Annotated in this window: 10 protein-coding genes; 6 read left to right on the top strand and 4 right to left on the bottom strand. The window is 67.1% G+C overall.

The window, feature by feature from the left end; genetic code table 11:
* The first annotated feature begins 9 nt into the window (after window positions 1-9).
* Window positions 10-2,229: a hypothetical protein gene (locus OG595_RS00730; RefSeq protein ID WP_329266740.1), complete on the top strand. Its 2,220-nt coding sequence runs from the start codon at window positions 10-12 to the stop codon at window positions 2,227-2,229.
* A gap of 161 nt (window positions 2,230-2,390) precedes the next feature.
* Here the strand turns inward: OG595_RS00730 and OG595_RS45250 are convergent, their stop codons facing one another.
* Both OG595_RS45250 and OG595_RS00720 read right to left on the bottom strand, forming a co-directional pair.
* Entirely contained in the window at window positions 2,391-3,467 is a 1,077-nt protein-coding gene (locus OG595_RS45250) for a radical SAM/SPASM domain-containing protein (RefSeq protein WP_443072934.1), read from the bottom strand.
* A 9-nt stretch (window positions 3,468-3,476) separates the two neighbouring features.
* Window positions 3,477-4,298, bottom strand: a complete 822-nt coding sequence (locus tag OG595_RS00720; RefSeq protein ID WP_329266736.1) for a hypothetical protein — start codon at window positions 4,296-4,298, stop codon at window positions 3,477-3,479.
* 355 nt (window positions 4,299-4,653) lie between these two features.
* On the opposite strand from OG595_RS00720, the gene OG595_RS00715 reads away from it, so the two are divergent.
* Window positions 4,654-5,256 carry an ATP-dependent DNA ligase gene (locus OG595_RS00715; protein WP_329266735.1) on the top strand — a complete coding sequence of 201 codons (603 nt, stop codon included), beginning with the start codon at window positions 4,654-4,656 and terminating at the stop codon, window positions 5,254-5,256.
* A gap of 820 nt (window positions 5,257-6,076) precedes the next feature.
* Here the strand turns inward: OG595_RS00715 and OG595_RS00710 are convergent.
* The gene (locus tag OG595_RS00710; protein WP_329266734.1) at window positions 6,077-7,309 is read right to left on the bottom strand and encodes an AlbA family DNA-binding domain-containing protein; all 1,233 of its coding nucleotides are present in this window, start codon (window positions 7,307-7,309) and stop codon (window positions 6,077-6,079) included.
* Window positions 7,310-7,523: 214 nt separating this feature from the next.
* Here OG595_RS00710 and OG595_RS00705 point away from each other — a divergent pair, with 214 nt between their 5' ends.
* The 4 genes from OG595_RS00705 to OG595_RS00690 all read left to right on the top strand — a co-directional run bounded on the left by OG595_RS00705 (window position 7,524) and on the right by OG595_RS00690 (window position 12,265).
* Window positions 7,524-8,411, top strand: a complete 888-nt coding sequence (locus OG595_RS00705; RefSeq protein WP_329266732.1) for a Swt1 family HEPN domain-containing protein — start codon at window positions 7,524-7,526, stop codon at window positions 8,409-8,411.
* Window positions 8,408-10,144, top strand: coding sequence for a hypothetical protein (locus OG595_RS00700; RefSeq protein ID WP_329266730.1), 1,737 nt, complete (start codon window positions 8,408-8,410; stop codon window positions 10,142-10,144). The genes OG595_RS00705 and OG595_RS00700 overlap by 4 nt, the downstream gene beginning before the upstream one ends.
* A gap of 410 nt (window positions 10,145-10,554) precedes the next feature.
* Window positions 10,555-11,643: an ISAs1 family transposase gene (locus OG595_RS00695; protein WP_329266729.1), complete on the top strand. Its 1,089-nt coding sequence runs from the start codon at window positions 10,555-10,557 to the stop codon at window positions 11,641-11,643.
* Window positions 11,644-11,908: 265 nt separating this feature from the next.
* Entirely contained in the window at window positions 11,909-12,265 is a 357-nt protein-coding gene (locus OG595_RS00690; RefSeq protein WP_329266727.1) for a hypothetical protein, read from the top strand.
* Window positions 12,266-12,382: 117 nt separating this feature from the next.
* Here OG595_RS00690 and OG595_RS00685 read toward each other — a convergent pair whose 3' ends face one another.
* Window positions 12,383-13,489 carry a hypothetical protein gene (locus OG595_RS00685; RefSeq protein WP_329266725.1) on the bottom strand — a complete coding sequence of 369 codons (1,107 nt, stop codon included), beginning with the start codon at window positions 13,487-13,489 and terminating at the stop codon, window positions 12,383-12,385.
* Between the last annotated feature and the right edge of the window lies 1 nt (window position 13,490).

Here is a 13,490-nt window from a genome sequence, read left to right as displayed (position 1 = left end):
CGTCCGTGCGTGATCGCGGTGCGGGAGGAGATCCGGGCCGGCATCGAGGCCGTCTACCCGGGGCCGACCCAACTGCACGTCTACGTGCTGGGTCTGAGGCAACAGGGTGCACGGAACCTGCCGCGTCCCCGAGGTGCGGCCGCTCCATATCTGGGGCCGCACGAGGCGCGGCAACTGGTCGACGACCCCAGGATCTGTCCCGCGGTGATGCGCGGGCAACTGACGTTGTTTCCGGCCCGGCGGCGCCTGGAGCGGAGCGATGCCCGGCGTATCAGCGACCGCACGTGGCCGGAGGAGGAGTTCCTGCAGGCGCTCGCCGGGCAGCGGGCGGCGAACGCGGGGCTGACCGGGACGTGGCCAAAGATGGTGCTGCGGCTGATCAGGTGTGCGCTGGCAATCCGGGATGCCGAGGGGGAGGAACTGATCGCGCAGGAGATGCTCGATCAGGTGCAGTTACCGTTGAAAGCTGCCGCCGCTGAACTGCTCGCGCAGGCAGGGATGTTGAGACCGCGCACGGCCCAGCCCCCGCCGGCCTGGCCGGTGCGGTCCTGCGCGGACTGTGCGTGCTGGGGCGTTACGGCAACCCGGTGCCGCGGCTGTCGCGAATGGCGGAACAACCGTGAGCGCTACCGGGTGGACCGATGTCCGAGATGCCGACGGGACGATCTGCCGCTGCACACGGAGGAGGGCATGTGCCGCGCCTGCCTGACCTACGTGCGCGAAGTCGGCGCCGAGTCGGCGGCGGTGTCCTTCACACAACTCACCTTCGCCGGACCGCTCGCGCACCAGCTCAAGCGGCGGGCCGGGGAGCTGGGCTTCGTCGTGCACAATCGGTCCGGCCCAGCCTCCCGTTCACGCGCCAGGCCCGGCACGACGCCCTCCCCAGAGGGACAGACGGTGGCTATGCCGGTAGGACCGGGGCAGCTTTGTCTGTTCTCGATGCCGCGGACCTGGCAGCGCAAGCAGCGCACCCGCGTCCTCGCGCTGCCCCCGATGTCCCCACTGCCAGCTCCGGCGCAGGAGCTACTGGATACCTTCACCTCCGCCTACCCGCGGTCCTGGCTCGCCGACAAACGCAACGTGCCGGCCGGTGCGGCCGTGGTCTTGCATACTCTGCTGGCCCGGCTGGGGCCGCACGTGCCGATCCCCGAGCGGGACGTACGTTCCCTGGCCGGGACGGTTGCGGCCGGAACCGCCGCCACGCGCCGCGTGATCTCCTTCCTCCACGCGCACGCGCTGCTGGAGGCGGACGAACTCTCCGAGACACCCGCGCAGCTGCTCACCGATGTCCAGCACCAAGTACTCCCGCACATAGCGGACTTGGGTCAGGAACGGCGCGACCGGTACGACGAGCAGGCCCTGCACACGCGGATTGCTGAGCTTCCCGCTCCGATGTCCGACCAGCTGAGCACCTGGGTGCGGGTGTTGCGCGGTCAAGGCCGCTACCGGCACGCCCCCGCCGGATTCCGGCGCATCCGTCGCTACCTGCGCATCGCCTGGCCGACCCTGACTTCGTGGACGGCGGCCGGGCTGGACCTGCGGCAGGTCACTGCCGATCACATCACGAGCGAACTCGCCCGCCATCAGGGCAACGTGGCCCGCGGGCTGCTCAGCGTGCTGCGCAGCATTTTCCGAGCCCTGAAGCAGGAGCGGCTGATCTTCCTCAACCCCACGGCCGGGCTGCAGCTGCCCGCTGGAGTACACCTGCCGCGGCCCTTGTCCAGCGATCGGCTGGCCGGGGCCCTGGACCGGCTGGGTGGTCCCGCCGCGCGCCTCATCGTCGGTCTGGTCGCCATCCACGCCGTGCGTGCCGTGGAGGTCGCCCGGCTCGACCTGGCCGACCCCGACCTCGCCCGCCGGACACTGGCGGTGCGCCGGGGTGAAGGCATCCACCTCGTCTACCTCGACGGCCTGAGCACCGACCTGGCGGCCGACTGGCTGCGCGAGCGCCGCCGCCGCTGGCCCCAGGCCACCAACCCGCACCTGCTCATCACCTCCCAGACCTACCGGCACCCGGCCTCTCCGCAGATCAGCTATTGCGCGATGCGGGCCGCGTTCGACCAGATCGGGTTACTGCCACGGCAGGTGTGGGCCGACCGCATCCTGGACGAGGCCCGACAGACCGCCGATCCGGTCCACCTCGTCCGCCTCTTCGGCATCCACCCCAGCATCGCCGTGAAGTACGTCCACGCCGCACACCCGGACAAGGCCCTGCCCCGGATCCGCTGACCGGGCGACACCGCACGCCACCATCTGCTTCCGGTAGGAGACGTTGACGGAACCGTCGCCGTCGTTCACACGCGACCAGCGGGCTGTCCTGGTGGCGCTACTGCCGGTGAACAACACCTGGTTCGAGTGCGGTGGCCTACCACCCCGTGGCCGGCAGCGCTCTACCGCTCGACAGGAGTCACTGGAAGTAGGCGCCGGTGTTCCGGTTCCACAACTGCCTCCGTCGCCCCATGGAGGATTTCGACCCGACCAGAAGTCGTGTAAATGTCCCCATACTCGCCGTAGTTCATCGCCATGCACGGCGAGCAATCTTCGGAGGTCTGGCAACTGCCGCATGGCGTGAAATCGGAACGCTGCGTCGTTCGGATCTCTCTTGCGAAATCACTTCGCTTCCAGATCTCTTCAAATGCCTGGGACGCAACATTCCCGAGTTTTGCCCTAGCCACTTGCCCGCGGCTTTCAAGTACGTCGCTTGGGCCTTTGAAATTCAAGCACGGGTACACGTTCCCGAGGGCATCGATAAAACAGTAGTTACGCCCCGCCAAGCACATTCCATTGCGACGGCCAGGATCCAGGTTATCTCTAGCGTTACGACTAAACTGCGGATAGTCCCGATAGAAGGTCGCTATCTCTTCATTATTTAGGCGGTAGGCAAGGGGGAAACTCGCTCCCGCATAGCTAGGGCTGATCTCTGGACCTGCAGTCCATGTCAGCCCCCGTGCAATTGCCTTAAATTCAATCTTCCGTAGCGTCCCATACGCTGGCCGAAGGACCGGGGTCTTGAGCGCGACGCTTACGCCATGTTCTAGGAGCAGGTCGACTGCTCGCCAGGCGCGCCGTGCCGATCCGCGGACCCGAGTAAGGTGGTCGTGAACGTCATCATCCCCCGCCAAGATGCTCAGCTCAGCAACACCGATCAGTTCACTCAACCGTTGCGCAAGGGGAGCGTCGATCCGGTGTCCGTTAGTATAGAGAGTGATCGTAAATCCCTCGTCACGCGCAGCCTGAAGGACATCAAGAATGTCCTTTCGCACTAGCGGCTCTCCGCCAGTAATGATCAAATGCATCGCCCCGGCCCGCGCCAGCTGACCAAACAAGGAGCGAAGATCCAGAGTGGAGAACCGCTCGACATAATGATCGTCTTGGTAGCAATGAACACAACGCCAGTTGCAGCGCCAGGTGACCTCAATCTGGACGTGTATCGGTACGTCTGGCGGTGGGGGGGTGTTAGCAGGCATCGACGCTCCTCACACACAGACCGTCTTGCAGGCGTTCCTACTGCGCCCGAAAGTGGGCCCAGGGCCGTCATCGATCACAATGATGATGATCGGGCCGTCGGTTATGACGACGATCACGATGATTCGACGGCTGACTCTCCTCTGCATGCTCGATTTCCTGAGCTGCTGGTCCTGCAGATCGGCGAGCGATAGGTTCGAAGCAGGATTCTCAAGCTCTAGGAACCTGCGGTCTCGGCCACTTTCTGGCGCAACATTTTGAGTGGCAAGCTTACTCGCGACGCGACCAGAAAGCTCACCTGGTTCTAGATCCAGTATTTTGAGCCGATGGACGATACCGATGCGTGCACCGAGTTCAGCCGTCGCCAGCTTGGCGATCTCGGCCAGCGTCAGACTGGGCCGTGCTACTCGGAGCGTCACCTCGGATTTACCCCGCGCCTGCAAGGCTACATCGTCCTCCGCGGCTGCCTTCTGAAATTCGAGCGGCGTCGGGCTATCTATCGTCACGTCCAGAAGAGGAGCCACAGTCTGCTCTGGCATGGAAAATTGCACGAAATCTTCGGAGCGGAGTTCATCGAGAAAACCGACAATCTTAAACGCGGCCGCCTCGGCGGTCACTCCAGCTTCTATTTGATATTCATTCACAAGCTGGGTGATACTGTCAATTCCTGACTCTATCTTGGTCCAGATCTTCTCACCGTCTGCCTCAAGTCGGACCACGCGTGCGGATGGAGCATGGAACAGCAGCAAGCCCTCAGAAGTGCGGCGAGTAGACACCCGTGTCTTGTTGATCGCTAAGCGACTGAACTCAGCCGTCGAGCTCGTATCGTCCATGTCTGCTGCCGCCTCTAATTCGCCTCCGGCTGCCACTCGAGGATCATGTAAAGAAATCTTCAAGAAGCCGCATTGCCTCCAATCTCCGCCTCGCCTCACTCCCCGTCAACCCTCAGGCACCTAACTCCGATTGCGGTCTTCCTAGTGAATCGATCATTTCTTAGCGAGGTTCTGCAGGTAGGGCGCAGGGCGCAGCAGTTTGGATGAACCAGGTCGCTGGTGTCCGCTACGGACGTTGAGACCACCACCCGGCCGTCCTTCGCGTTCGGGCAGGCTGCAAATGGGGTCGCCTCTGGCCGCTCCAGGCACTTCCCGTCACAGGGCCCGCAGCAAACTCACTACCTAACCCGATGCAATGAGCAGATCGGCGCACGGGTTCGCCTGCGGCCCCGTCTCAGAATCTGCGAACCTGCGTGCTTCGGCGTGGGACATCCTTCTGCATCCGGAGCTCGGCGACGTCCGCGCCCGTCCCTACGACATGCGCCGTGCCCTTCTCCTGGACCTGCTCCACGAGTACGACGTCCAGCCGCCGATCCAGGCCGTCCCGATGACGGACGACCCCGACGTGGCGATGGCCTGGTACCAACAACTCCGGGAGCAGGGCGTCGAGGGCATCGTCTGCAAGCCCGCCACCTCGGTATTCAGAGCCGGGCGCGTGTGGAAGAAGATCCGTCATGCCGAGACCGTGGAGGCCGACGTCGTCGGCTACACCGGACCGGCCACGCGGCCACGGTCGCTCGCGGTCCGCCTCCCCGACGGACGTATCGCGCTCACCCAGGCGCTGAAGGCGCCGCTCGCCGCCCAGGTCGCAGCGCGCCTCGCGACCAGCGGACCGGTCCGAACTAAACACACCGGAGGGGAGACCTACTCCGTGTCTGATCCCGGGGTGGTAGTTGAGGTCCTGGCCGGGACGACCCGGCACGCCGTGGTGACGGTCACTCGGCTGCGCAGTACCTGAACCGAGCCGCGCAGCCTGGACGGGGCGCGAGGGGCGCGAACGTCTCCTTCGGCGTCGACATCGTGCTCTGCGGAATGCCGGTTGTGCGGGGTCGGCGGTCGTACGACCGCCGACCCCGGCGACAAGGGGAGACCTGAAAGGCGCCCTTCAGCACCCGGGAGAAAGGGACGAACACGTGGGGACGGCGCCTCCGGCAGGCGGATCAGCCGGACTCGGGGGCGCCGACGCCAGCCCGATTGTCACGAGGAACATCGCAACGGTCGCGGCCGAGCCGATCGCCATGCCCAGGTCCCCGGAGGGCTGGACTGCGGTACTGCTCTTCTTCGTGGAGAGGAATACGGAGGCGCCCACGACCGCCGACACCATGAGAACGAGCAACAGGCCGGTGGTGATGGGGAACACGGTCATCGGGCAGCCGGCATCTCCACCGGTCCGACAGTGGCGCCGGGATCGAGTGCCCGGCCGGGCCCGGCAACGGCATTCGTGTCCGTTTCCGCAGGTCGGAGGGATTGTCCGACCTGTGCTGTAGCTTCAAAGATGCTAGTCAAGGGTTTCTCCTACTGCCCGTACACGAGGGGTGGGGGACCCGGGACGCGCCGAGAGCCCTGGGATGCGGCAGCCGCCAAGCAAAGTCCGCACGTCCAGGGCTCTTTCGGCGCGAGCCAAGTCCTGTGACACCCATGACGCTACCGGCAGGGTCTGACAATGGGCCGTCCGTGCCCGGCACGACACCGGCGAACAGCGGCGTGTCACTGTGCACCGTGGTCGGCGCCCGTCCGCCGTCACGACGAGTGACCGCCGGAGAAGGCCGTTCGGCCGGTCAGGGGGCGAGCAGGTCCTCGACGGCGAACTGGTGGGTGAGGTCCAGCAGCAGACGGTTCGCCGTCGTACGGCGGTTGGCCGGTGAGGCGGCGAGGTCCTGGAGCGGCGCCTCGGTGAGCACGGGCTCGGGGCGGACGGCGAGGCTTCCGTCGACTTGCTCGTCGTACTGGCCGCCGCGGTTGGCGAGCGCCAACACGCCGCTTTCGGTAACGGCGGTGGCAAGGAATTGCAGCATGCCGTCGCCTCCGCGCCGGTGGGCGTGGACGGTGGCGGCGGTCACTAGGTCGCGGACCGTGCTCTCGAAGTCGAGCCGGGGCAGCAGGGTGGGCCCGGTCTGGAGCGCGGACGTGGCCTGGAGGGCGCCGGCGAAGGAGCCGTCGTGGTGCAGTTCGATGTAGGCGCGGTCACACTGGCCGGTGTAGGGGCGGGACTCGGTGAAGACCGCGCGCCGCAGGCCGACCCGCGGGGCGAGTTGGGACAGCCGGTACCGCAAGAGGCTGGCGCCGCCGCTCTCGGGCAGGGCCTTGAAGATCTCGGTCATGCCGGGGTCGGCCGACCTGGTGTCGAGGACCGGTGCGGTGTCGTACGGGGCCGGTACCGAGCAGACGGCGGTCACGACCACCCACACACGCCGGGCCTCTCCCGCCAGGTGCGGGTCGAGGCGCTCGGCGAGCTCCTTCAGGTGCGCCTCGGCATCCCGTCGGGCCGCGAACCGCCGACGATACGCGGCCTCCATCTCGGACTCGCCCAGCCAGACCGTCTCGGAGCCGACTCGCTTGGGGTAGCGCCAGCTGTCCTTGTCCCAGGGCACCAGGTGCGGGGCCTCCGGGCTGCGCGGCACCTGGACGACGACCACCGAACGGCCCGGGGCGGAGGGCAACGCCACGGTGTAGACGGTGAAGGCGGGGATGAAGGGCCGCACCATCGAGTTGGCGACCCCGCGGAACCGGTCGGCCAGGGCCTGCGCTCGGGCGTCGTCGACTCCGACGACCGTGCCCGCGCCGCCGGTGCCGGTCTCAGCGACGCCAGTCACAATGATCCCGCCCTGACTGTTGGCCAGGGCGGCGAAATCCTTGGCGTGCTCGCGGTTGTCCTTCACCTCGTCGGCATCCCGCTTCCAATCGAGATCCTCGGCTTCGCCGAGCTCGATCGCGGCAGCTTGGTCGAGCATCCCGGCGGTCACAGGGCCGGGTTGGGCTCCGGTGGAGCGGTGAAGCGACGTGTAGGCCATGCCCGCACCCTACGGTCGCCATCGGCAACTACCGTTCGGCCAACCGCTGGTTAACGAGGTGGTGGCAGGACCGTGCCGCCGCGACGGCCATCAGGCATCGCCGGATACGGGAGATCGCGGAGCGCCCGGGAGCCGCGCGGGGATAACCCGGTGACGGGAGGCGCGCGTCTTCGGGAGGATGATGGTCCTGAGGTCACACGGGGTGGAGGCACCGATGCCACAGATGCAGCCGGCGGAGGCGCTGGCGACGTGTGAGCAGGCGTTGCGGAGCCTGATCTCTACGGTGTTGGCCAAGAAGCTGGGCAAGGACTGGGTCTCCCAGGTCTTCCCCGAGGAGCGGGCGGTCAAGATCCGGGGTGTCCGGGATGAAGAGGCCGGCCGCCGCACACGACGCGGGGTTGCTTCGGTTCCAAGCAGCGAGCTCGCGTACGCCCAGTTCTTCGACATCCTCGCCCTGCTGAAGAAGTACTGGGCAGACTTCAAGCCTGCGCTGGGCAATCAGAACGAGACGTTGGGGCTGCTCAGCCGCTTCGAAGCGCTGCGCAACTCCGTGGCCCACAGCCGGGACCTGCTTCCCTTCGAAGAGGAACTCCTGAGCGGCATCGCCGGCGAGATCCGGAACAGGGTAACCATCTACATGAGCACCCAGGACCCGACCGGGGACTACTTCGCGCGGATCGACAGCGTCACCGACAGCCTCGGGAACTGCATCGACAACTTCCCGGCGGACCCCATGGAGCACGGGGTCTCGCTCCGGACCGGAGTGGTTCTGCACCCAGGCGACACGATCACCTTCCGGTGCCGCGGCACCGACCCTCAGGGCCGTGACCTCACGTGGTGGGTCCTTCCGACCCGCGAGGCAGACAACCCCCACTACACGGGGCGGGACCTCGACGTCGTCTGGCGCGTCAGCAGTACGGACGTCTCCGCGCGCAGGGATGTCCACATCTTCATGAAGAGCAGCGGCCCCTACCACCGGGTCAACACCGAGTTGTCCGGCTTCGACTACTGCGCCACGTTCATCTACACCGTCCTTCCACGCGAGGACTCCGCACCCACGATGTCCGGAGTCTCCGGAACGGAAGACAGGAACGAACGATGACGGACGTGCACAGCTCCGTGCTCGCGGCGCTGGACGCCGCGTCGTCGGTCTCGTACCCGTCGCACTCGATCGTGGCCGGGGGGCTGGCGGTCGCGGCTGACCGGGAGAACTGGTCCGAGGCGGAGATCCGGCACCTGGAGGCGCTGCGTGCCGCGCTGCTCTTCTTCACCCGGCCCGACGGCACGTTCCGTGGTGAGTACCAGGGATCCGGAGAGGCACCGTGGCCGCGTGAGGTGCGCCAGATCCCGCAGGACGTACGCGAGATGTGGGCGGTGTATGCGCAGGCGGCCCACCATCCGGCTGTACGCGCACGACTGCACCGCCTCTTGTGGGCGGCACGCCATGGCGAGCGCCCCATCGATCACCTGCGTGCGGCGGTTGAGGCGTACCGCCTGGCGGTCCCCGTCCTTCTGGACGGGACGGGCACGCTCGCCTCGATCGGCCGGATGCAGGCCGCCGACGGACTCGTCGCGGCCTACGCGCTGGCCGCCTCGACCAGGCAGCCGGTGCTCGCGGACGTCGTCACCGAGATGCTCGACCTCACCGACACCGCGCTGGGTTGGGACGATCCGGGCCCGGGCGTCGTCGCGGCGTTGACCGAGCCGCTGCTCGATCACCGGGAGTACCACGACAGGGTGCGTCCGCTGCTGGAGCGAGCCGCGGACGTATACCGTTCCGATCTCCACGTGCTCGTACGGTTCTTGACCGATCTTCGGCAGATGGCGGCGTCCCACGAACGCGCCGCGATCGACCAGCGCATCATTGACTCCTACACCAGCCACGCCGAGCGGTTCGGCGGCGTGGCCAAGCTGATGTGCCTCGAGGAAGCTGCGGCCTACGCCCAGAAAATGGGCCTCGCCGAGGCACTGGAGCAGATCCGTCGCCAGCAGCAGCGCCTCACTCGCGACGACCTCGACCTGACGCGGATCGGCATCCCGATACAGATCCCCGCCGACTATTTCACCCCCGCCATCACGACCATCGACGCTGCCGCCGACCTCGGTGAGGCCTTCAGGACACTCGCCGCAGCCACGCCTCTGTTGCCGGAGGCCGCGGACACGTCCATCCCCGAGGACACGTTTCAGGGCCTTCTGCGTCTCCCGACAGCAAGAATCAACATGAACGGCCCCGTCGTCACCACACCCCTTACCAAGGCCAGCTCAAGACCGGTCGGCACCGACACCCGTACTCTCGTCCTGGACCTGCACGGCCTTCAGCTGCAGGCCCAGTTCGACCGAATCCAGGAACGCTTCGCCCCCACCTTCGATGACCTCCTCGCCCTCTTCGTACGGCTCCCGGTCGCCCCGCCCGACCGGATGCGCGGTCTCACCCGCGCATTCCAGGCCTACTTCGAGTACGACGATGACGTCGCCCTCGAACTCGCCCTCGTCCGCATCGAGGGCCTGCTGCGCCGTCACCTGAAGGCCACGGACATCCCGGTCATCCAGCATGCTCAAGGAGATCGCCCCGGCCAGGTCAGCCAACTCGGTGCGCTCATCGCCAGCATGGAAGGCGCCGGCTTCGAAGCACCCTGGCCGACCGTCTTCCGCCTTCTGCTCGCCGATCCGAACGAAGGCATGAATCTGCGCAACGAGATCCTTCACGACCTGGCAGACCGCCGCCCGCCCCGGCACCGGATCGCCCTGGTCCTCCAGGCCGCCCTCGTGGTGCTCCGGGCGATCATCGCGGATGAACCACCCGAGGAAGAGGGGGCAGTTGACACGCCGGGATGAACGCCATCTGCGCCACCGTTGTCCGCACCCCGGTGAGGCGACCCCGAACCTGACGAAGGTCGCTCCAGTCCTTCGCCTTCGGCTCAGGAGGGAGGGCCTGGAGCCCTACCCGCGCGGTCAAGTGCCCGCCATCGTCTAGCCGTCAGCAGCAGCGGCATTTGCAGCCGAGCGAGAATACCGTCGCGAAGCCGCGCGGCGGGAGGCCAGGGGCGTTCCAAAGTCGGTTGAGTCGGTGAAGGCGCTGGTCACGGCGTGGTGACGATGTCGACGGGTGCCGCTACGAACAGATCGAGGCTCCCGTTGTGGACGGATGACCTTGCGAGTCGTCGTCCAGAACCGGAGCCTCGATGTGCCGCCAGTCTGCCACCGTCTGTCTCGTGAAGTCGCCGTCGCTGGCGGGATGTTCGGGGTTGTCGCTAGCGGAGCGGCTGGTCAGGCTGCCGGACCCGCGCCGTCGCCGGGGTGTGCGTCACCCGTTCGTGGCGGTGCTGCTGATCGCCGCGTCGGCGGTGGCGGCGGGCGCACGCTCGTATGCGGCGATCGGGCAGTGGGCCCGCAGCGCCCCGCAGCAGACCCTGGCCCGCCTCGGTGCACGCCTGCTGACCTCGCTGAACGTGCGGATCGCGCCGAGCGGGTCGACGATCCGGAGGATCGTCTCCACCGTCTGCCCGGGCGGCCTGGCCGATCTGATGGGCGAGGCCCCGACCGGCGCACCGGCGGTGGCGGTGGACGGCAAGAGCGCCCGCGGCTCGCGTACCGATACCGCGCTCGCGGCCCACCTGCTGTCCGCAGTCACGGCCACCGGCCGTGTAGTCAGCCAGCTGCGGGTGCCGGACAAGACCAACGAGATCTCCACGTTCACCGCCCTGCTGGCCCCGTTCGACCTGACCGGCACCGTGGTGACCGCGGACGCCCTGCACACCCAGCGCGAGCACGCGAAATGGCTGGTGGAAGTGAAGAAGGCGCACTACCTGCTGGTGGTCAAGTGCAACCAGCCGAACTTGCACGCAGCGGTCAGGGCCCTGCCGTGGCAGGAGGTGACCGCCCGCCGCTACGACCGTGGACGCGGCCACGGGCGGCGTGAGACCCGCTCGGTGCGCACGCTCACCGTCACCGGCCTCGGTCTGGACTTTCCCCACGTGGTCCAGGCGGTGAAGATCCTGCGGCACCGCACCAACGTGAAGAGTGGCAAGGTCACCCGGCAGATCGTCTACGCGATCACGGATATGACGGCACGTGAGGCATCACCGCAGTTCATCGGCCGTATCGCCAGGTCGCAGTGGGGTATTGAGGCCGTCCATCACGTGAGGGACACGACGTTCGCCGAGGACGCTTCCCAGATCCGGACCGGGTATGGGCCGGAGAACATGGCTACCCTGCGCAACCTCGCCATCAACAGGCTCCGCGAGCACGGTCACACCAGCATCGCCGCGGGCCTCCGCGAGATGTCCTACGAGCCCTTCACCCGTCCCCTCGACCTCCTCGGGGTGGCCCCGTGACCGGCAACGGAACGGCTCAGGCTACGCGTGCGGTTGAATGAGTGGGGTGAATGAGACTGCTGTTCTGCGACTTCGTCAGGCCGTTCGGCGTATTGAGGCCGCTACCCGGGAACGTCCCGCAACGGGGCGTGGCCCGGAGGAAGCCGATGACAGGGTCGGTACGTTCGCCACGGACGGTGCCCTCGGCTTCGATCCGTTCCCGTTCCTTCGGGCTCTTCACGAGGCCGGTTCAGGTGCGGTGGTCATCGGCCAGGTGGCCGGCATCATGCACGGCTCAGCAGAACTGACCGGCGACCTCGACCTGCTGTGGGACGGTACGCCCGCACAGGCGCACGCCCTGCGTGAGGCCCTGACCGCCACGGGCTGCGCGGACCTGCCCGACCTGAACCGGCCTCAGGTGGACTACCAGGTCATGGGTGCCAGCGGCGACCTGTGCACGCCCGACCTGCCCTGGGGCGACATGGACGTCGCACCCTGCCTCGTCCGGGCGGTCAACGCCCACGATCCGGCGGGCTTCGCCATCCTCTACGCCGACCTGGACGACCTGATCCTCATGCGCCGTTCCCTCGGCCGCCCCAAGGACCACCGTCGCGCGGACGAACTTGAGGTCTTGCGCCCTTGAGTGCCACGCCGTGACCAGCACTTTCATCCACCCGGCAGGACTTTGGAACGGCCCTGGGCGGGAGGCGCGGACCACGGGTCGTCGATCAATGAGTCCTCTCATCAGTTCCCCGTGATCTCAGAATCTGTGCGGCCAGAAAAACGAGTCAGGGATACCAACGGCGGGCGGCCGCCGGGGGACGATGACACCGATGGCGTCTTCGGCAGCCCGCAAGGCCTGTTCGTGGCTGCCGCTGCCGAGCTGATGAGCAGGGCAGTTTCTGCAGTCGCCGGTCCGGGCGTGTGCATCAGGGCTGCCGTTGAGGCCCCGTACATGCGCGAAGGCGTGTTCAGGGAAGTCGGCCCGCACCGTGTGCCAGGTGCCGTGTCGTTCTGCTTCGGTGAGGCTGGCGGCCACTTCCGGGTGCATCGGCGGGTACAGCTGGCCGTCGTGTTCGCGGAGCATGAAGACGCGGTCGACGTAGTCGACGGAATCCCCCTTCGGTTGCTCTGTATCTAGCCAGGCCAGGGCGTCGCTGCGGCTTCCGGGCCCCCAGAGGTAGTCAGCGGGGAACTGCGTTGTCTCGAACCGGGCGTCGAACGCCGCCCAGTGTGCGTCCTCGTACCGGCTCCCGGGGCGGGAAACGCTGCGGATCAGGAGGTAGAGGTATCCGTCGGCACCCGTGTCGTCGCGCAGGGCATCGGCCTGGGCCATGTGGACGCTTCCCTCGTCGTTCCAGGCCATGACGACGATGTCGCGTTCCACCGGGGCGGGGTAGAGGCGCCCGCCAGGAGTCGGGTATCCCCACAGCTGGTTGATGAGCTCTGCCAGGTCATGCAGGGTCCGCGCCGTCTCCACGGGCATCGTGCGGTGGTAACCGGTCGGGTGGGCGACAGCGTTGCGTAGATTCGACATCGCATGCTCGATGCCACGCGTGCGCTGACCACGCAGCAGACCAGCCGCTCGCGCCCAGGTCCGCAGCCCGGCGAGCATGCCATTGAAGTCAATCAGCGTGCTGCCGACCTTCAACTGCCAATGCGGCGAAGGCTGTTGCCGTGACCTCTGCCGGTTCCTCCTGCCCAGCTTCTTCACCGCGGCGAGGACGTCGTCGTAGGTGCCTACGGCCTCGGTTCTTGGAGACTCCAAGCCGTTGGCGTCCTCGAAGGGGACCGCTCCGGCGTACCACTGGAGAAACCGCTCGCGCAGCGCCTGCTCCATCACCAGCAGGGCGCGGTCGTCGACCACG

The sequence above is a fragment of the Streptomyces sp. NBC_01451 genome (assembly GCF_036227485.1).
Classification (GTDB): Bacteria; Actinomycetota; Actinomycetes; order Streptomycetales; family Streptomycetaceae; genus Streptomyces.
Note: the sequence above shows the minus strand (reverse complement) of the source record. Positions and strands in the feature narration are given on the sequence as shown.